At 63.2% G+C, this 17,470-nt stretch carries 14 protein-coding genes; 3 read left to right on the plus strand and 11 right to left on the minus strand.

Translation table 11 applies throughout. The annotated features are described in order from the left end of the window. From DMX11_RS00860 to DMX11_RS00910, 11 genes are all read right to left on the minus strand, one after another. Positions 1-3,045, minus strand: a complete 3,045-nt coding sequence (locus tag DMX11_RS00860; RefSeq protein WP_110742632.1) for a multidrug efflux RND transporter permease subunit — start codon at positions 3,043-3,045, stop codon at positions 1-3. Positions 3,046-3,057: 12 nt separating this feature from the next. Further along, positions 3,058-4,206: an efflux RND transporter periplasmic adaptor subunit gene (locus DMX11_RS00865; protein ID WP_110742633.1), complete on the minus strand. Its 1,149-nt coding sequence runs from the start codon at positions 4,204-4,206 to the stop codon at positions 3,058-3,060. A 201-nt stretch (positions 4,207-4,407) separates the two neighbouring features. After that, a complete protein-coding gene (locus tag DMX11_RS00870; protein WP_110742634.1) occupies positions 4,408-5,505 on the minus strand; it encodes a DUF1513 domain-containing protein in 1,098 nt (365 codons plus the stop codon). Positions 5,506-5,507: 2 nt separating this feature from the next. Continuing rightward, the gene (locus DMX11_RS00875) at positions 5,508-6,572 is read right to left on the minus strand and encodes an imelysin family protein (protein WP_110742635.1); all 1,065 of its coding nucleotides are present in this window, start codon (positions 6,570-6,572) and stop codon (positions 5,508-5,510) included. Between the two features lie 20 nt (positions 6,573-6,592). Further along, entirely contained in the window at positions 6,593-8,020 is a 1,428-nt protein-coding gene (locus tag DMX11_RS00880) for a di-heme oxidoredictase family protein (protein ID WP_110742636.1), read from the minus strand. Between the two features lie 110 nt (positions 8,021-8,130). Next, entirely contained in the window at positions 8,131-8,517 is a 387-nt protein-coding gene (locus DMX11_RS00885) for a hypothetical protein (protein WP_110742637.1), read from the minus strand. A gap of 12 nt (positions 8,518-8,529) precedes the next feature. Then, positions 8,530-9,012, minus strand: coding sequence for a hypothetical protein (locus DMX11_RS00890; protein ID WP_110742638.1), 483 nt, complete (start codon positions 9,010-9,012; stop codon positions 8,530-8,532). Between the two features lie 144 nt (positions 9,013-9,156). Next, on the minus strand, positions 9,157-10,494 hold the full coding sequence (locus DMX11_RS00895) for an imelysin family protein (protein ID WP_110742639.1): 1,338 nt from the start codon (positions 10,492-10,494) through the stop codon (positions 9,157-9,159). A gap of 146 nt (positions 10,495-10,640) precedes the next feature. Further along, positions 10,641-12,692: a bifunctional diguanylate cyclase/phosphodiesterase gene (locus DMX11_RS00900; protein WP_177410694.1), complete on the minus strand. Its 2,052-nt coding sequence runs from the start codon at positions 12,690-12,692 to the stop codon at positions 10,641-10,643. A gap of 305 nt (positions 12,693-12,997) precedes the next feature. After that, positions 12,998-13,594, minus strand: coding sequence for a superoxide dismutase (locus DMX11_RS00905; protein WP_060508514.1), 597 nt, complete (start codon positions 13,592-13,594; stop codon positions 12,998-13,000). A gap of 282 nt (positions 13,595-13,876) precedes the next feature. Continuing rightward, complete coding sequence (locus DMX11_RS00910; protein ID WP_110742641.1) at positions 13,877-14,476, minus strand: LysE/ArgO family amino acid transporter; 600 nt, start codon at positions 14,474-14,476, stop codon at positions 13,877-13,879. Between the two features lie 100 nt (positions 14,477-14,576). On the opposite strand from DMX11_RS00910, the gene DMX11_RS00915 reads away from it, so the two are divergent. From DMX11_RS00915 to DMX11_RS00925, 3 genes are all read left to right on the plus strand, one after another. Then, positions 14,577-15,467 carry a LysR family transcriptional regulator ArgP gene (locus DMX11_RS00915; protein WP_110742642.1) on the plus strand — a complete coding sequence of 297 codons (891 nt, stop codon included), beginning with the start codon at positions 14,577-14,579 and terminating at the stop codon, positions 15,465-15,467. 49 nt (positions 15,468-15,516) lie between these two features. Further along, positions 15,517-16,512, plus strand: a complete 996-nt coding sequence (locus DMX11_RS00920) for an NAD(P)-dependent oxidoreductase (RefSeq protein ID WP_110742643.1) — start codon at positions 15,517-15,519, stop codon at positions 16,510-16,512. Positions 16,513-16,599: 87 nt separating this feature from the next. Beyond that, positions 16,600-17,469, plus strand: a complete 870-nt coding sequence (locus DMX11_RS00925) for an ATPase (protein ID WP_110742644.1) — start codon at positions 16,600-16,602, stop codon at positions 17,467-17,469. Position 17,470 lies beyond the last annotated feature (1 nt).

Here is a 17,470-nt window from a genome sequence, read left to right on the forward strand (position 1 = left end):
TCACACAACGACAGGTACCTTGGCCACCGTCTTGTGCGCCAGCAAGGTGTAGATGCAAGGCAGCACAAACAAAGTGAACAGCGTACCAATGGACATCCCGGTCGCAATCACCGTACCGATGTCAAAGCGGCTGACCGCCCCGGCCCCGGTTGCCAGGATCAGCGGCACCATGCCAAACACCATCGCCGCCGTGGTCATCAGCACTGGCCGCAAGCGAATCGCCGCCGCTTCTTCGATCGCCTCGCGCACGCTCAGGCCCCGCTCTGCCCGCAACTGGTTGGCGAACTCGACGATCAGGATGCCGTGCTTGCTGATCAACCCTATCAGCGTCACCAGCCCTACCTGGGTGTAGATGTTCATGCTCGATATGCCCAGGAACAGCGGCAGCAACGCCCCGCAGATGGACAAGGGCACGGTCACCAGGATGACCAGCGGGTCGCGGAAGCTCTCGAACTGCGCTGCCAACACCAGGAAGATGATCGCCAGGGCCAGGCCGAAGGTGACCCACAACGCGCTGCCTTCCTGCACGTATTGGCGGGCCGCACCGGCATAGTCGAAGGCGAAACCTTCTGGCGCCTCTTCACGGGCAATGTCTTGCACGGTCTTCAGCGCTTCGCCCAGGCTGACCATGGGCACGCCCTGGATGATGGCCGAGTTCAGCTGCTGGAACTGGTTGAGCTGGCGCGGGCGCGCGCGATCAGTCAGGGTGATCAAGGTCGACAGTGGCAGCAACTGGCCCTGGTCGTTTTTCACGTAGTAATTGTTCAGCCAGCCGGGGTTGTCGCGGTACGGTCGCTCGACCTGGGCAATCACCTTGTAGCTGCGCCCTTCAAGGGTAAAACGGTTGATTTCCGCCTCGCCCAGCAAGGTCGCCAAGGTGCCGCCGAGGGTGTCCATCGACACCCCCATCTGCGCCGCCTTGGCCCGGTCGATATCCACCACCACCTCGGGCTTGTCGAAGGCCAGGTCAATATCGAGGAAAGCGAACTTGCCTGACGCCTGGGCGCGGGCCTTGATGCGCTGGGCCACCTCCAGCAAGGCTGGGTAATCGCCAGCGGTATTGATGACGAACTGGAACGGCAGGCCCTCGCCTGTGCCGGGCAATGATGGCAGGTTAAAACCGAAGATCTGCAGGCCGCCGATTTCCTCAAGCTTGGCCTGCACCAGCGGCAGCAACTCCATCTGCGTGCGCTCGCGTTCGTTCCACGGCTTCAGCAGGAAGCCGCCGATACCGCTCTGCACGCCGTTGAAGCCATTGATCTGGAACGACGAGTAGTACTCGGGAAAGTCCTTGAACAGCGGGGTGAACTGGTCGGTGTAGGCGTTGAGGTAGTCGAGGTTGGCCGGTTGCGGCGAGCTGCTTATCATGAAGATCACCCCCTGGTCCTCGTTGGGCGCCAGTTCGTTCTGGGTGAACGTGAGCAGCACCGGGATAAGGCACAGGATGATCACCGCAAACACCAGCACCACCGGCCGGCTGTCGAGGGTGGCGTGCAGCAGCCGCTGGTAGCGGACCTTCAGCCGATCGAACAACTGGTCGAGGCGGTGGGCGAGGCCGCTGGCGTTCTGTTCCGGGCGCAGCAGCAGGGCGCACATCATCGGTGACAAGGTCAGTGCCACAATGCCGGAGATGATCACCGCGCCGGCCAGGGTCAGGGCGAACTCCTTGAAAAGCGCGCCGGTAAGCCCGGTCAGGAAGCCGATCGGCGCATACACCGCAGCCAGGGTGATGGTCATCGACACGACCGGCATGGCAATCTCGCGCGCACCTTCCAGGGCCGCGTCGAAAGGCGCCTTGCCTTCCTCCATGTGCCGATGGATGTTTTCCACCACGACAATGGCATCGTCCACCACCAGCCCGATGGCCAGCACCATGGCCAGCAGGGTCAGCAGGTTGAGCGAGTAGCCCATCATCTGCATGAAGAACAGTACCCCGATCATCGACAGCGGAATGGTCACCACCGGTATCAGTACCGAACGCAGGGAACCGAGGAACAGGAAAACCACCACGATGACGATCAACACCGCTTCGCCGAGGGTCTTGATCACTTCGTCGATGGAGGCCTGGATGAACAGCGTGGCGTCGTAGGCGATCGATACCTTGAGCGCCGAGGGCAGTTGGCTTTCCAGCTCGGGCATGATCCGCCGCACTTCCTTGATCACGTCCAGCGGGTTGGCGGCGGGGGTGGCCTTGATGCCGATGTACACCGACGGGGTGCCGTCGAACGAGCTGACCGTATCGTAGTTTTCCGCGCCCATCTCGACCCGCGCCACATCGCCCAGCAGCACCCGGCTGTTGCCGTCGATCTTGACCGGTAGGGCCGCGAAGGCTTCGGCCGACTTCAGCTCGGTATTCGCATTGATGCTGGTGACCACGTATTCGCCTTTCACCTCGCCAGCGGCGGAAAGGAAGTTGTAGCGGCGCACGGCATTGGTCACATCGCTGGCCGACAGGCCGAAACCGGCCAGCTTGACCGGGTCGAGCCAGAGGCGCATGGCAAACACCTGGTTACCGAGGATCTCCGCCTCGGCCATGCCCGGCAAGGTGGCCAGCTTGGGCTGTATGACCCGCGACAGGTAGTCGGTAATCTGCGGGTTGCTCATTTCCTTGCTGTAGAAACTGACATACATCAGCGCCGAGGCGTCGGCGGCTTCCTTGCTCAGTACCGGGTCTTCGGAGTCCTGCGGCAGCTTGTTGCGCACTTCGTTGGCCTTGGCCAGCAGCTCGGTGAACAGCCGGTCACTGTCGGCACCAATGCGCGCGTAGATGGAAATGATCGAGAAGTTCTGCCGGCTCACCGACGTCATGTAGTCGATGCCTTCGGCGCTGGCCAGGCTTTGCTGCAGCGGCTGGGTAATGTAGCCCTGGATGGTTTCCGCGTTGGCCCCGGGGTAGGCGGTAGTCACCGTGATCAGGGCGTTTTCCATTTGCGGGTACTGGCGGATCTGCAGCTTGTTCCAGGCCTGAAAACCCAGCAGCAGGATCAGCAGGCTGACCACGCTGGCCAGCACCGGGCGGCGGATGAACGGGTCGGTGAACGCCATGCCAGCCTCCTGTCAGTCCTGGGTCGCTGCGCCCTGTGCGGGCTTGAGGGCCTTGTCCTGGCCAATCCGGATCGCGGCGCCGGGGGTAAGCTTCAGCTGCCCGGCCGTGACCACCTGCTCGCCCGCCTGCAAGCCTTTGTTGACCACCACCACACCGTCACGGCGCTCGCCGGTCTGTACCGTGCGTTGTTCGGCGACCAGTTGCGATTGGCCTTTTTCGTCGGTTTCCGGCTTGCCGTCCTTGTCCTTTTTCGGCGTGGCGACATACACCGAGTTGCCATACAGGGTGTAGGTGATGGCGCTTTCCGGTACCACCACTTGCGGCTGGGGGGTGGGCAGCAGGATCAGCAGGCTGGCGAACATGCCGGGCAGCAGCTTGCCATCCGGGTTGGCCATGGTCGCGCGCACCAGCAGGTTGCGCGTGGTTTCCTCGACCTTGGGGTTGATGGCGCTGAGGCTGGCGGGGAAGGTCTGGCCGGGGTAGGCCGCCACCTGCACCAGCACTTGTTGGCCAAGGCTCAGGTTTGGCAGAGCCTGCTCCGGCACATTGAAGTCGACATACAAGCTGGAAGTGTCCTGGAGGGTAGCGATCACCGTGCCGGGGGCCAGGTAATCGCCAACGTCCACCTGACGGATGCCGATGGTGCCGCTGAACGGGGCGCTGATGCTCTTCTTGGTCTTCGATGCCTTGAGCTGGTCGACCACCGCTTGGTTGCGCAGGTACTGGGCATTGAGGCGGTCGTATTCGCCACGGGAAATTGCCGAGTCGCCCACCAGTTGCCGGCCGCGGCCAAAGTCGACCTTGGCCAGGCCCAGGTCCGCCTCGGCAGTGCCGAGCAGCGCTGTCTCCTGGTCGTCGTTGAGCCTCAGCAGCAGTTGCCCGGCTTTTACCTGCTGGCCGGAGTCGAAATGCAGGGTCTTGACGATGCCCTCTACCTCCAGGCTCAGCTCGACACCCTGCAGCGCTTTAAGGCTGCCGACGGCGGGCAGGCGCTGTTGCCACTGGCGCTGTTCGGCCAAGGCCGCCGCCACGGTGATGGGCGGCTTGGGGGCCGTGAACATCTGGATCTGCTGGTAGATCGAGAAGGCCTTGTAGCCCCCCAGGGCCAGCACGATCAGCAGAACCACGGCCAACATGATGAGCATGCGCCGGCGCAGCATAGGTCCGGTTCCTTGGATTCGGTTGTTATTCGTCTGGACACGACAACGGGCGATCCTGCCCACGTGTGAATGGGGGAAGTATTGACTGTTTTTCGGGGGAGGAGGGTGAATTGTCTGTACCGGCCCTATTGCCGGCAAGTCAGCGCGCATAGAGGGGCCACTGGCTTGCCGGCGATAAGGCCGGTTCAGGCAACAGAAAAATCAGACGAGATGCAGGTGGTTGTCCCAGAAGCCGGACGGCAGGTTCATCGGTTGCCCTACCGGTTCGGCCTTGGTGCAATCATAGAACCGGCAACGGCCCTGCCCGGAGGTGACGACAAAACCGTCTTTCACCGCACCCACCCCCGCACAATCGGGCATCGGTGCATCCAGCCGCACCTCGCCGCTGTCCAGGTCCCAGACGAACAGGCGGTTGGCCCGGGGTGCAGTCAACGCCACCAGGCGCAGCTCGCTGTGAATGGCGACGCTGGCGGTGTACTGGGCCATGGCCTGCAGCTGCCGTTCCGGCACCGGGAAAGCCTTGAATGGCTCGCCCGGGCGCTTGATTGCCAGCAACTCGGCCGTTTCGTCTGCATCGCCCATGAACTGCTGGCAGGCAGCGATAGTGCCATCGCTACCCACCGCGAGGTGGCGCACGCTGTTCATCTGCTGGGCAAGGGTTTCCTTGCTCAGCAGGGTGCCGTCGCGCTGCATCAGCACCAGGCTTGGCTCCATGGCATCGAGGTTCATCTCGACCCGGCTTTCGGCCTCTGTACGAATACCGCCGTTGGCCACGATCAGCGTTTCGCCATCGGGCAGCCAGGCAACCTCGTGGGGGCCGATACCATGGGTCGGGATTTCGCCGGTGTGCACCAGGCGCTCGCCTTCGAAACGGTACACCCCAAGCACGCCCCGTCCCGGGTCGCTGGTGTCGTTCTCGGTGGCATACAGCCATTCGCCGCCTTTGTGCACCACGGCATGGCCGTAGAAGTGCCGGTTCGGTTGCGAGGCCACCGTTTGCAGCAGGCGCCCGTCGCGCAAGTCGACCAGGTAGCTTTCGGTGCCCGGGCGGCGGGCGACGAACAGTGCGATCGGCTGCTCGGGGTGGTGGATGATGGCATGGCAACGCTGGGCGACCTGGGTGCTGAACACCTGGGTGCCGTCCAGGCGGAAACCCACGGCATAGTGCTTGCCGTCGCCATCGTCACGCGCCGAGAGCAGCAGGGGCTCGCTGCCTTTGTTGCGGAACAGGCTCCAGCCGCCCAGCGTCAGGGCGCTGAGCAATACGCTACCGAGTTTGAGGGCCTGGCGTCGCAGCATGATCAGTCACCGTCGTTGGCATTGAAGCCCAGCTGGATGTTCAGCGCCTTGGCCAGCTCGCCTTCGTGCAGGCGGTGGACGGCGTTGAGGCTGTCGTAGATCTGGTTGAGGGTTTGCTGGCCAGCGTCGTCGGCCAGCAGCTCGCCCAGGTTCTTCTGGTTATCGGCCAGCAGTTTGAGCGAGGCAGCGTAGGCGGCGTCGATCTTGTCTGCCAGCGCTTTCTGATCGCTGGGCAGCAAGCCGCGCAAGCCTTGGTTGTCGACCCCGACCCAGACGGTTTCGGCCGCCTTGAGGGTGGCTTCCAGGCTCTTCATCGAGTTGTGGCTGCGCCAGGCTTCAGCCTGCAGCGGTTGCGGGATGCCCTTGCTCTGGCGGCCCATTGGCGCACCCAGCTTCTTCTTCAGGGTATCCAGGGCGGTGACCTGGGAACGCAGCAGGTCGGCGATTGCCTCGTGGGAATCGGCGTAGCGTTGGTTGGGGAACTTGGTCATCTGCGAGAGCATGCCGTCGGTGCTGTTCCAGCTCTTGAGGATGTCTTCGGCAAGGGCCTTCTGGTGCTCACCGATGGCCACCAGCAGCGGGCAGTAGCGGGCTTTCTGCTCGGCAGTGGCGATGTCCGGTTTGCTGTCGAACAGGATGTACTCGTAGGCGGACAGGCCGCGCACTACCACGCTGGCCTTGTCCAGGGCCGCGGCATCGACTGGCTTGTCACCGTTGACCAGTTGCTCGACCTGGCGACCGACCAGGTTCTTCTTGTCGGGCCAGAACTGCACCTGCCAGGCGCGGTTGCCTTCGGCCAGCGGGCCGACCAGCAGCGGTTGCAGCTCGGCCCAGGCTTTTTGCGCGTTGAGGAAGTCGGCGCGGGCCTTGTCCAGGTCTTCCTTGCCTTCGCAGTAGGCCAGAGCGCTGGCAGCCAGCATGCGGTCGGCTTCGACCCAGCGGCTGTAGGTGGGCAGGATCACCTGCTTGGCGATGGCGGCGGAGGTCACGGCTTGCGGGTCCTGCGGCGAGCAGGCGCCGAGGGCGAGTGCGGCGAGGCTGGTGAACAACAGTTTGGGTCGGAACATGCCCGGCTCCTTAGCGCGTTTTAAAGTGAGTTCAGGAACGCCAGCAACGCAGTGCGCTGCTCGGCATCGAAAGTGAGTACGAAGTTGCGTGCCGCCTCGGCTTCGCCGCCGTGCCAGAGCACGGCTTCAAGCAGGTTGCGGGCGCGGCCGTCGTGCAGGAACTGGCTGTGGCCGCTGACCGTTTCGCTCAGGCCGATGCCCCACAGTGGCGGGGTACGCCAGTCCTGGCCATTGGCGGCGAATTCGGTGCGCTCGTCGGCCAGCCCCGGGCCCATGTCATGCAGCAACAGGTCGCTGTAGGGGCGGATGACCTGGTTGGCCAGTTCCGGCTCGGCGGCATTGGCGGCGGTGGTGAATTGCGGGGTATGGCAACCCTGGCAGCCTGCCTGGTAGAACAGGTTCTTCCCTGCCAGTACGTGTGGCGAGCCCACGTCGCGGCGGGCCGGCACGCCCAGGTTGCGGGTGTAGAAGGTGACCAGGCGCAGGATGTTGTCGCTGACTTCCTTCTCGCCATCGGCGCCATCGCCATTGGCCGCGGCCAGGCAGTCGGTTTGGGCCGGGGTGCAGTCGTCTTTGGGCTGCAGGGTACTGGTCAGGCCCATGTCGCCGGCAAAGGCGTGCACGTTCTGCTGGTTGACGTTGGGCTGGCCGGCTTTCCAGCCGAAGCGGCCGACCACGGTCTTGCCCTGGGCGTCGTCCCACACCCGGTTGGCCCGCCCGCGGATGCCGTCGCGGTTGCGGTCGTCCGGATCTTCGTTGGCCAGCAGGTCGGCCTCAGGGATGGCTTCGAGCAGGCCCAGGCCGATCATCGGCGGCGCCACGCGTGCCGAAAACCGTGTGTCGGGGTGCATCACGCCATAGCCGAGCTGGGTGATCTGCAGGGCCGGCTTGCGCAGCTCGACTTGCTGGCCGTCCCTGAATGTCAGCGTTTCGCTGCTGTAGCTCACCCGTAGCTTGCCTTCCGGAGCGACCCCGGGGATGGCCATGTCCTGCAGTTGGGTGCCGTAGACCGGCTCTGGTACCACGCCGAGACGTTCGATCACCTTGGCCAGGTAGGGTTGGTCGGGGATCGACAGGCGGACCAGCATGCCTACTGCATTGCTGTCGCCTGGCTCTGGCGGATGGCCGCGGCCATCGCGCACGTGGCAGTTCTGGCAGGCGTTGGTGTTGAACAGCGGGCCGAGGCCGTCACGGGCGGTGGTGGTGGACGGGGCAATCACCCACGGATTGCGGAAAAAGCTGTTGCCTACGGCGAAATCCAGACGTCGCTCGGGCGAGAGGTTGGCCGAGGGCAGGGAATAGGCGTTACGGTCGGCACGCTGCACGGTCGCCTTGCCAGCCGACAAGGCTTCGCCGGGCTCGGCCTGGGTGAAACGCGGGGCGTCATCACAGGCGGCGAGGGCGAAGGCCAGCAGCACGGGGGAAAGTCGAGACAGCGACAAGGACATCAAGGATCCTGGGCTTGAGCGAAAAACCGGCGTGCAAGCTTAGCAGGCCCAGGATCATTGAATAAGAGCAATTTGCGTTTGCTCGATGAAATCGTCGCCTTTCGAGGCACTCACGCCATGTAAAGCGTGAACTGTCGATTGACCAGGCTGATGATCAGGTTCTTGTTGCCGCCATTGCGATTGTCGCCGGGTACCTCGACAGCCTCTTCACTGGCATATTCCATGGTGCTGGCAGTGAGCTGTTTGATCGCGTCCTCGTGCGCGGGTTGCCAGTAATCCTGGTAGAGCCAGATGCTGGTACCGGCCGCCGGGCCGAGGATCAAGCGCAAGGCTTTGTGGTTTTCACTGGATTTACCGATCCACGGAACGGCCAGCGAGCCATTCCAGGCGTGCTGGGCGCCGATTGCCAGGCTATGGCTGCGGTTTTCACCGTCGATCACGGTCAAGGTGTAGGGCGTGTTGTTGGCGATGGAGCGCAAGTAGGTGACGCTGGCCATGTGAGGGTCCTTTTACGGTCGGTTGTCTGGGCGTGGCAACGGGCTGCTTGGGCTGCGGTAGACGTACGCTGCAAGCAGGGTGATCTCGTTGAAGGGCGGGTCAAGTTCGGCGGGGTCAAAGCGACCCAGTAGCTGCAGCCCTTGGGTGAAGGCAACGGCCTCGAACATCCTGCGGTCGGTTTCATTGGGGTCATACAGGTAGATCTTGCCGGGGCGGGCAACCACCCTGCACATCTCCAGGGCCACGTGGTAAGTGATGGGAGCACCCATCAGGGTCACATGGGGAATCGCGCGATCGTCCAGGGGGAAGTCGGGCGCGTCGTACTCGTAGACGAGAACCAGGTTGGGAATGTGCTCGCCCGTGAAGGGGCCGTTGGAAATCCGTTGGCCGGCTTTGTTCAGGTTGTAGGCGTCACGGAACCCAGTAACGAGGTCCTTCCCTTTCACCCGCTGGACGATTCGGCCTTCGCCCCAGACATCAAGAACCTGCAGCACTGTGCCTCCTGCTTGTTGATCCGATGAAGGTCAGCAGGATGACTATCGCGGCGCATGCCAGGCAGCGGGAATTGCAGCCCCTGCCGTGCAAACGAAAACGCCCGGCACAAGGCCGGGCGTTTGGGGTGAAGCGCGGTTAGCGGATCAGAACTCGTGATCCGCAGTGTCCGGGTTCAGGTTGGCGATACCCAGCTTGCCCGCCGCCTGCTCGATCGAACCGGTCTGCTTGACCAGGGCGGCGATGGCGTCACGTACGATCTGGTTGCCGGCAGCGTTGTCGGCGGCGATCAGCTGATCGTAGTGCTCGCCTTTGAGGGCGTGGTCGACCATCACCTGGATCTTGGCTTCGGTGGCTTCCAGGTCGGCCTTGAGGGTAGCGTCGGCCGCCGGGTCAACCTTGGCTACCAGCGACGACAGGCTCGGGCCGCTGACCTTGGTGCCGTCCGGACGGGTGTACTCGCCCAGGTAGACGTTGCGAATGCCCTTGGCGTCGTAGAAGTGCGAGTAGTGAGTGTTGTCACTGAAGCAGTCTTGCTCGTCTTCTGGCGAGTTGGCTTCCAGCGAAACCTTCATGCGCTCGCCTGCCAGTTCACCCAGCGACAGGCTGCCCATGCCGAACAGCATCTTGCGCAGGCCGTCGGTGACCGGCTCGGCTTCCAGCTTGGCGCGGTAGTTGTCGGCGACGTTCGGCGCCCAGTTGCCGACCATTTCTTCGAGGTCGGTGACCAGCAGCTGGGTGACTGCTTTCAGGTAGGCACGACGGCGGTCGTTGTGGCCACCAGTGGCGCCCTGGCCTTCGAGGTAGTCGGAAACCGGGCGGGCGCCGGCGCCTGGGCCGGTGCCGTTGAGGTCCTGGCCCCAGAGCAGGAATTCGATGGCGTGGTAGCCAGTGGCGACGTTGGCTTCGGAACCTGCCAGTTCGTTCAGGCTGGCCAGCTTCTCAGGGGTGATGTCCTTGACGTCGACTTTCTCTTCGCCAACCTGGATCTCGGTGTTGGCGATGATGTTGGCGCTGCCGGCCGGGTTGCCCAGGGCATGCTCGTAGCTCTTGTCTACGTAGTCGATCAGGCCTTCGTCCAGCGGCCACGCGTTCACCTGGCCTTCCCAGTCATCGATGATGGTGTTGCCGAAGCGGAAGGCTTCGCTCTGCAGGTAAGGAACGCGTGCGGCGAACCAGGCCTCCTTGGCGGCCTTCAGGGTTTCATCGCTGGGCTTGGCGAGGAACGCGTCGACAGCGGTCTGCAGGGTTTTGGCGGTGCTCAGCGAGTCGCTGTATACGGCGTAGACCATTTCGGCGTAATGCTTGACCACGGCTTTGCCGGCGGCTTCGTCGACAGCCCCGGGTGCCGCAGCGGTGGTGCTGGCGGCAGCAGCAGGAGCCTGGGCTTGCGGAGCGGCAGCCTTGTCATCTTTTTCGCCGCAACCGGCGAGGGCGATGGCGATGGCCAGCAGACTGGCGGAGGCCAGGGGCATTCGAATCATTATTGGTTTTCCTGCGTCGTGTGGTTGGACAGTGCGCCGAGGCACGCGAAACCGCAACATCATGCGAAAGATTTGCATTTGCTGTAAAGGGTCTGACGTGCAATTCATTCAAATCCCGGCTGCAGGCTGTAACCGGGCAGGTGGGCCTAGAGCATCGAAACCTGGTTACGCTGTGCTTGCTTGAGGAAGTGGCTCAGCTCCCGCGCCGGCAGCGGCTTGCTGTAGTGGTAGCCCTGGCCCTCGTGGCAGCCTTGGGCAATGATGTAGGTTTCCTGCTCGGCGGTTTCCACGCCCTCGGCGATTACCTGCATGCCCAGGCTCTTGCCCAGCTGGATGATGGCGCGAACGATGGTGGCGTCGTCATCGTCGTCGAGCAGGTCCTGGACGAAGCTCTTGTCGATCTTGATCTTGTCCAGCGGGAGTGACTTCAGATAGCTGAGCGACGAGTAGCCGGTGCCGAAGTCGTCGATGGCTATCAGCGCCCCGGAGCGGCGAAGGCTCAGCAGGTGCTGGGCGGCGGTGCTGATGTCTTCCATCAGGCCGGTTTCGGTGACTTCCAGTTCCAGGCTGCGCGGCGGCAGGCGGTAGGCCTGCAGCAGGTTGTTGACCACCCGTGGCAGCTCACTGTGGTGCAACTGCACGGTGGACAGGTTGACCGCCATGCGCAGGTCGCTGAAGCCCAGGTCGTGCCATTCGCGCAACTGCCGGCAGGCCTGGTCGAGCACCCATTCGCCGATGCTGATGATGCTGCCGTTCTGTTCGGCCAACGGGATGAACTGGTCGGGCGGCACCATGCCCAGCTCCGGGTGCTGCCAGCGCAGCAGCGCCTCGACACCCACCACGCGGTGGTCGCGGTAGCTGATCTGTGGCTGATACACCAGGTACAACTGATTGCGCGGCAGCGCTTCGCGCAAGTCTTTTTCCAGCTCGCGGCGGCGACGCATCTCGCTGTCGACGCTGGCGATATAGAACTGGTAGCGGTTGCGCGAACGGGCCTTGGCCAGGGTCATGGTCTGTTCGGCTTTCTGCAGCAGCTTCTCGGTACTGTCGCCGTCTTCGGGGAACAGGGTGATGCCGATGGTGGCGCGCAGGCGGATTTGCTGGTGGTCGAGGTCGAACGGTACTTCAAGGTCATCCAGAATGCTTTGCGCCAGTTCGGCGGCCTCGTAGGGCTGCTCGATATTGGCCTGCACCAGGGCAAACTGGTCGCCGCCCAGCCGTGCCAAGGCGCCCAGGCGCCCGCTGTGGGCACGCAGGCGGTCGGCCAACGCCAGCAGCAGCTGATCACCGACCTGGTAGCTGAACTGCTCGTTGATGCCCTTGAAATCGTCAAGGCCCACGCACAGTACAGCCACGCGGTGCTGCAGTCGGCCGCCGTCGACGAGGATCTTGTCCAGTTGCTGCTGCAATTGCTGGCGGTTGGGCAAGCCGGTGAGGAAGTCGTACTGGGCCATGCGTTGCAGGCTGTTTTCTGCTTCATGGCGCAGGTGGGTGTTGCGCTCGATCGACGCCAGCAGCTGGTTGGCGGTGTTCACCCACAGGCCCAGTTCGTTTTTTTCGTGGCCCTTGAGCAGCGGCAACTGGTGCTGGCTGGGGCGGTCGGGGTTGATCTGGGTGAGGTGCTCGATGATCTTCGACAGCGGCTTGGTCAGCAGCCAGTGGTAGACCAGGTACAGCACCAGGCCCATGGCCAAGGCCCGCAACACACCGGAGATGAAGATGATCACCGCGTTGATCAGGAAGCCTTCGCCGTAGGACGACGTGTCGAGGGTGATGCTGAGGTCGCCGTAGTACTCGCTGTAGGGGCCACGGCCGACCAGTTGCGTGGTGTAGGTGCGTTCCTGGCCAAGGATCAGGTCGGTCAGCCAGCGCATCGACGTGTCCCGCAGCGGGCGCGACTTTTCAGCCAGCATGGTTTCGTTGGGGTGACCGATGGACGCCATGCGCACCGATTCGTCCTGGAACAGGCCTTCCATCACCTGCATGCCCATTTCGCGGTCGAGGCTGTACACCGCCTGAGTGGATGGGTCGCGGAACATGTCGAGAATGCGCTGGGCATCGTTGTTCACGGCCTGGCGGGTCTTGTAGGTGTCGTAGACGATTTGCGCACAGCTGAGCACGACGCCGACCGCCAACGCCGACAACAGCACGACCCTGAGCAACTTGACCGACAAGCTGTTCCGCAATTCCAGCTTCAATGGGGTTTCCTTAATCCATGCGCATGGCATCATTTTGCCATCAACGATGACGATACACTACCGGCCGACCATGAGCAGTGTATCGGTTGCCTGACCCCGCAACTTGAATGCGCTGTATCAATCTTCCAGAGGTTTGATGTTAGCGCGCTATGCGGGCTGAGCAAGCAAAACCGTGCCTGCCCATGGCGGGTAACCCTGCGCCCACGGATACGGCGCTGCTTGTGGCCCTGCTGCATCCCTGTGGCAGCGCGCAGGCACAAAAAACCCGGCACGTGGCCGGGTTTTTTGGATCAAGGCTGGATGACTCAGGCCTTGAAGGTCTTGCCTTCGAACTGCTCGGCAACGAAGGCCCAGTTGACCAGGTTCCAGAACGCCTCGACGTACTTCGGACGCAGGTTGCGGTAGTCGATGTAGTAGGCGTGCTCCCAGACGTCGCAGGTCAGCAGCGGGGTGTCGCCGCTGGTCAGCGGGCAGCCGGCGCCGATGGTGCTGGCCAGGGCCAGGGAACCGTCAGCTTTCTTCACCAGCCAGCCCCAGCCGGAACCGAAGGTACCCACCGAAGTCTTGGTGAACTCTTCCTTGAACTTGTCGAAGGAGCCGAACGCGGCGTTGATGGCGTCAGCCAGTGCACCGGTCGGCTGGCCGCCGCCGTTTGGCGACAGGCAGTTCCAGTAGAAGGTGTGGTTCCAGACTTGAGCGGCGTTGTTGAAGATGCCGCCCGAAGAGGCCTTGACGATTTCTTCGAGGGTCTTGCCTTCGAATTCGGTGCCTGGGACCAGGTTGTTCAGGTTCACGACATAGGTGTTGTGGTGCTTGTCGTGGTGATACTCCAGGGTTTCCTTGGAGATGTGCGGCTGCAGGGCATCGTGGGCGTACGGCAGCGGCGGCAATTCAAAAGCCATGGTGGATCTCCTGATTCAGGTCTGTTTGCGGTTTGCGCAAGGCCGATCACGGGCGGCCCGATAAGCGTCGGCGAGTTTGTACTCTTTGCGACGCAAGGGCTGGATCATAGCACCGGGCCCGGCGCATAACCACGCAACAAACATAGGGAATAGAGGTTCCGGAGCGGTTCGGCTGTGCCGACCGGTGGTGTTTGCCTTAACCCTTGTAGCGCCTGTGAAACCGCGCGCCGCCTGCGCGGCGCTCGAACTCCCAGGCGATAAACATGCCATGCCGAACCCAGGTCAGTTGAAGATCAACTGCGCCGCTACCGCGAACATCATCACCGCCACCATCAGGTCGAGCATGCGCCAGGTCGCCGGCCGTGCCAGCCAAGGTGCAAGCCAGGCTGCGCCAATCGCCAGGCTCGAGAACCACAGCAGGGAGGCACTGGCCGCTCCCGCCACGTAGGCCCCGGGCTCAGTCTGCTGGGCGCCAAGCGAGCCGATCAGCAGCACCGTGTCGAGGTATACGTGGGGGTTCAGCAGGGTCACTGCCAAGGCACTCAGCAGCACCGCACGCCGCGAACGTGTGCCTTGGCCCTGCTGATGTTGCAGGCTTTGTTTGGAACAGGCGCTGCGCAGGGCTTTGGCGCCGTACCAGATCAGGAACACCGCGCCGCCCCAACGAGCCACGGCCAGCAAGGTGGGGTTGTGGGCCAGCACGGTGGCCAGGCCGAACACGCCGGCGGCCACCAGGATGGCGTCACAGACGATACACAGTGCCGCCACTGGTAGGTGATGTTCGCGGCGCAGGCTCTGGGCCAGAACGAAGGCGTTCTGCGCGCCGATGGCCATGATCAGGCCAAAAGCCACCAGCATGCCGTTGAAATAGCTTTGCCACATGGCCGAAGTCTCCAAAAAGCGCATAAAAGATGCTGGCTATTGTGCGGTTATGGGTTGTATAAGAAAAACCAATAAAGCTCATCAGGCATTAGGAAAATCGATGTTCGACTACAAGCTGCTGGCCGCCCTCGCCGCGGTGATCGAACAGGGTGGTTTTGAGCGTGCTGCGCAGGTACTGGGCTTGTCGCAATCGGCCATTTCCCAGCGCATCAAGCTGCTTGAAGCACGCGTAGGCCAGCCGGTGCTGGTGCGTGCTACGCCGCCCAGCCCGACCGATGTCGGCCGCCAGTTGCTGAACCACGTGCAGCAGGTACGGTTGCTGGAGCGCGACCTGCAGCGCCAGGTGCCGGCCCTTGATGAAGAAGGCATGCCGGAGCGCCTGCGCATCGCCCTCAATGCGGACAGCCTGGCCACCTGGTGGGCCGGTGCGGTGGGCGACTTCTGCGCGCAGCAGAACGTGCTCACCGACCTGGTGGTAGAAGATCAGGAAGTCGGCCTGAAGCGCATGCGCGCTGGCGAAGTGGCGGCTTGCCTGTGTGGCAGCGAACGGCCGGTGGCCGGTGCACGCAGCCTGCCATTGGGCGCGATGCGCTACCGGGCGCTGGCCAGCCCCGGGTTCATGGCACGGCATTTTTCCGCAGGCTTTGTCGCCAGCCGCCTGGCTCGTACGCCAGCGATCGTGTACGGGCCTGACGACTTCCTGCAGCACCGCTACCTGGCCTCGTTGGGTATCGAGGACGGTTTCCTGCATCACCTGTGCCCGTCCTCGGAAGGTTTCCTGCGCATGACCGAAGCCGGGCTGGGCTGGGGCCTGGTACCCGAACTGCAGGCTCGCGAGCAACTGGCCGGCGGCCAGTTGGTGGAAATCTGCAGCGATACCCCCATCGATGTGCCGCTGTACTGGCATCATTGGCGCAATGGCGGGCAACTGCTTGCGCAACTGACCGACCACCTGCGGCATCGCGCACGGCAATGGTTGGTGCCCTTGTAGCTGCGGCTGGCGTCAGTTGCATCTGAAATCTGGCAAGACGGAGTGATACATGCGAATTCTGGTCACCGGCGCGAGTGGCTTCATTGGTGGACGCTTTGCGCGCTTCGCCCTGGAGCAGGGCCTGGACGTGCGGGTCAGCGGCCGTCGTGCCGAAGGGGTCGAGCACCTGGTCAAGCGCGGCGCCCAGTTCATTCCCGGCGACCTGGGCGACGCCGAACTGGCGCGGCGCCTGTGCCAGGGCGTCGAGGCGGTGGTGCATTGTGCTGGCGCAGTCGGTAACTGGGGGCGCTACCAGGACTTCTATCAGGGCAATGTGGTGGTCACCGAGAACGTGGTCGAGGGTTGCCTTAAAGAGCACGTGCGGCGCCTGGTGCACCTGTCGTCGCCGTCGATCTACTTCAATGGCCGGTCGCGCCTGGATATCCGCGAAGACCAGGTACCGCGCCGCTTTCATGACCACTACGGGCAAACCAAGCACCTGGCCGAGCAGAAGGTGTTCGGCGCCCAGGAGTTTGGCCTTGAAGTGCTGGCCCTGCGCCCGCGCTTCGTTACCGGTGCCGGCGATGCCAGCATTTTTCCGCGGCTGATGCAGATGCAGCGCAAAGGCCGGGTGGCGATCATTGGCAATGGCTTGAACAAGGTCGATTTCACCAGCGTGCACAACCTCAACGACGCGCTGCTCAGTGCGCTGTTCGCCGAAGACCGGGCGTTGGGCCAGGCCTACAACATCAGCAACGGCCAGCCGCTGCCCTTGTGGGACGTGGTCAACTACGTGATGCGCCAGATGCAGCTGCCCCAGGTTACCCGCTACCGTCCATACGGCCTGGCCTACAGCCTGGCGGCGCTGAACGAAGCGGCCTGCATGCTTTGGCCGGGGCGCCCGCAACCGACCTTGTCGCGTCTGGGCATGCAGGTGATGAGCCGAGATTTCACCCTGGATATCAGCCGCGCCCGGCAGTACCTGGACTACCAGCCCAAGGTCAGCCTGTGGACGGCGCTGGATGAATTCTGTGGCTGGTGGAAGCACCTGCCGCAAGGGCACTGATCGCGCCAGCCCGACAATGGTCATCAATGCGCCGCGCTGGCGGTTTATACTCGTGCCTCTTTGCGACTACCGCGGTTGAATGTATCCATGCGTAACCATGCTCACGATGACTACGACGACGTGCCCACCTTGCGGGCGGGCACCGTTGATGATGACGAACTGATGCCAGCGCACGTGGTGCGCAGCCGCCAGAAAGCCGCCCGTGGCGCCAGCACGGCACCACTGTGGGCATTGCTCGTGGCTTCGTTCATTGCCTTGGCTGGGCTGGGCTGGTGGAGCTTCCAGCAGATCTCACTGATGGAGCAGCAACTGGTGGCGACCCAGGAAAGCTTTGCCCGCATCAGTGAAGAAGCAGCCGGGCGCCTGCAGGCGATCAGTGGCAAGGTGGCGGCCAGCGAGTCTGGTGCGACTACCAGCAGCGAGGCCCTGAAATTGCAGCTGCGCGAGTTGCAGAAGGGGGTGGCCGGGCAGACCGGCGACCTGGGCAAGCGTCTGGAGCAGGTGCTGGCCGATACCCGCGAACAGCAGAAAGCCGTGACCGAGCTGCAAAGCCAGTTGCAGGCGCAGTTGAAACTGGTGAATGGTGAACTGGCTGCGTTGCGCTCGGGGCAGGTCGATGGTGGCAAGCTGGACAGCCAGTTCAAGGCTCTGAATGAACAGGTTGCCGCACTGAAGGCTGCGCAGGTGGATGGCGGCAAGCTGGACGGCCAGCTCAAGAGCCTGGGCAGCGAAGTGGCAGCGCTGAAGAAGCAGGGTAACCCGAGTGCGGCTATCCAGAGCCTTGAGCAGGACATGGTCGTGCTCAAGAGCCAGATCGACAACCGCCCGGCCGCTTCGTCGGCGGGTGGCGCCTCGGTGCAGGAGTTCGATGCGTTCCGGGCACAGATGACCCGGAACCTGAATACCTTGCAGAGCCAGATCCAGAACCTGCAGCAGCAGATCAGTGCCCGGCCGTGAC

The organism is Pseudomonas sp. LB-090624, assembly GCF_003205205.1.
Classification (GTDB): Bacteria; Pseudomonadota; Gammaproteobacteria; order Pseudomonadales; family Pseudomonadaceae; genus Aquipseudomonas.

Bases quoted from the DNA above. Each gene is read 5' to 3' on its own strand.
- DMX11_RS00860 (WP_110742632.1), bottom strand. From the start codon at position 3,045: ATGGCGTTCACCGACCCGTTCATCCGCCGCCCGGTGCTGGCCAGCGTG.
- DMX11_RS00865 (WP_110742633.1), bottom strand. From the start codon at position 4,206: ATGCTGCGCCGGCGCATGCTCATCATGTTGGCCGTGGTTCTGCTGATC.
- DMX11_RS00870 (WP_110742634.1), bottom strand. From the start codon at position 5,505: ATGCTGCGACGCCAGGCCCTCAAACTCGGTAGCGTATTGCTCAGCGCC.
- DMX11_RS00875 (WP_110742635.1), bottom strand. From the start codon at position 6,572: ATGTTCCGACCCAAACTGTTGTTCACCAGCCTCGCCGCACTCGCCCTC.
- DMX11_RS00880 (WP_110742636.1), bottom strand. From the start codon at position 8,020: ATGTCCTTGTCGCTGTCTCGACTTTCCCCCGTGCTGCTGGCCTTCGCC.
- DMX11_RS00885 (WP_110742637.1), bottom strand. From the start codon at position 8,517: ATGGCCAGCGTCACCTACTTGCGCTCCATCGCCAACAACACGCCCTAC.
- DMX11_RS00895 (WP_110742639.1), bottom strand. From the start codon at position 10,494: ATGATTCGAATGCCCCTGGCCTCCGCCAGTCTGCTGGCCATCGCCATC.
- DMX11_RS00905 (WP_060508514.1), bottom strand. From the start codon at position 13,594: ATGGCTTTTGAATTGCCGCCGCTGCCGTACGCCCACGATGCCCTGCAG.
- DMX11_RS00910 (WP_110742641.1), bottom strand. From the start codon at position 14,476: ATGTGGCAAAGCTATTTCAACGGCATGCTGGTGGCTTTTGGCCTGATC.
- DMX11_RS00915 (WP_110742642.1), top strand. From the start codon at position 14,577: ATGTTCGACTACAAGCTGCTGGCCGCCCTCGCCGCGGTGATCGAACAG.
- DMX11_RS00920 (WP_110742643.1), top strand. From the start codon at position 15,517: ATGCGAATTCTGGTCACCGGCGCGAGTGGCTTCATTGGTGGACGCTTT.
- DMX11_RS00925 (WP_110742644.1), top strand. From the start codon at position 16,600: ATGCGTAACCATGCTCACGATGACTACGACGACGTGCCCACCTTGCGG.